We start from the raw sequence: 1526 nt of genomic DNA, 5'->3' as shown, positions 1-1526 counted from the left end.
CCTCAAGATACAGGATCGCCTCAGTTGCAGCGTCGCTATGGCAGAAACAATCGCCGGATAAAAGCGCTTCGCATGAAAGCCCCCGAATCCGGCTTGAATCAGCCTCTCCGGAGGACTAGTTTGCCCGCCACCCGCAATGGCCACCACAGAAGGAGCGCCACCATAGCCCGCAGACCGCACAACGCCCCGCCGCAACGCGATACGGGACCCCGCGTCAATGACCGCATCCGTGCCCCCGAAATTCGCCTGATCGGCGCCGAGGGCGAAAATGTCGGCGTCGTCACGCCTGCCCGCGCCATGCAGATGGCCGAAGAGGTCGGGCTCGACCTTGTCGAGATTTCACCGAATGCGGAACCGCCGGTCTGCAAGATCATGGATTTCGGCAAGTTCAAATATGAACAGCAGAAAAAAGAGGCCGAGGCCCGCAAAAAGCAGCACATCATCGAGATCAAGGAAATCAAGTTCCGGCCCGGCACGGATACGCATGATTATGACGTCAAGATGCGCTCGGTCGTGAAATTCCTCGAAGGCGGTGACAAGGTGAAAGTCACTCTACGGTTCCGCGGTCGTGAGATGGCGCACCAGCAACTGGGCCTTGAGCTGCTGCAGCGCGTGGCGGCCGATGTCGAAGAGATTGGCAAGATCGAGAACATGCCCAAGCTGGAAGGCCGGCAAATGGTGATGATGATCGGCCCGCGCTAAGCCACAGCCACGAATTTTCTCCGAAAATTCGACGATTTTTCGGAGAAAAATCGCGGCCCCGGGGGGATGGAGAATGCTCTCCTATCAGCACCAATATCATGCCGGGAATATGGCCGATGTGCACAAGCATGCGCTTCTGGCCGAAATGCTCGACTATCTGACCCGCAAGCCCAAGCCACTGTCCTACATCGAGACCCATGCCGGGCGGGGTCTTTATCGGCTCGATGCGGTGGAAGCGGTGAAGACCGGAGAGGCGGCTGCGGGGATCGGGAGGCTGGCCACCAGTTTCACCGAGAATCACCCCTATACCCGCGTTCTGGCCGGAGTGACCGCTCATCACGGCCAGACGTCCTATCCCGGATCCCCACTCGTCGCGGCCCTTTCCTTGCGTGATGGCGACCGGATGCATCTGGCCGAACTGCACCCGCGCGAAGTAACGGTACTGCGTGAAGTGATGGCGCCCTTTGGCGCGCATATCCGGCAGGAAGACGGGCTGAAAATGGCGCTGGCCGTCGCCCCCCCCGAGCCGCGCCGGGGCCTGATGCTGATCGATCCGAGTTACGAGGTGAAGGCCGATTATACCGCCCTGCCCGCCTTCATCGCGAAGGTCCATGCCAAGTGGAACGTTGGCACAATCGCGCTCTGGTATCCGATACTGACGAGCGGTGCGCATCGGCCGATGCTGGCGGATCTGGAGCGTGCGGGAATGCCCAAGACATTGCGCCACGAGGTTAGCTTCCCGCCCGCCCGCGAAGGTCACGGGATGGTCGGGTCAGGCATGTTCATCCTGAACACGCCCTTCGGCACCGAGGACGCGGCCGCAG

General features: G+C 60.9%; 2 protein-coding genes. Both read left to right on the top strand.

Annotation, left to right across the window (positions count from 1 at the left end; all coding sequences use genetic code 11):
• Positions 1–120: 120 nt before the first annotated feature.
• Positions 121–702 carry a translation initiation factor IF-3 gene (gene infC, locus WBB85_RS20970; protein ID WP_432640522.1) on the top strand — a complete coding sequence of 194 codons (582 nt, stop codon included), beginning with the start codon at positions 121–123 and terminating at the stop codon, positions 700–702.
• Positions 703–775: 73 nt separating this feature from the next.
• A partial coding sequence (locus WBB85_RS20965) for a 23S rRNA (adenine(2030)-N(6))-methyltransferase RlmJ (RefSeq protein WP_432640521.1) occupies positions 776–1526 on the top strand: 751 nt, incomplete at its 3' end.

The sequence above is a fragment of the Albidovulum sp. genome (genome assembly GCF_049646345.1).
In the GTDB taxonomy this organism is placed as follows: Bacteria; Pseudomonadota; Alphaproteobacteria; order Rhodobacterales; family Rhodobacteraceae; genus Albidovulum.
Note: the sequence above shows the minus strand (reverse complement) of the source record. Positions and strands in the feature narration are given on the sequence as shown.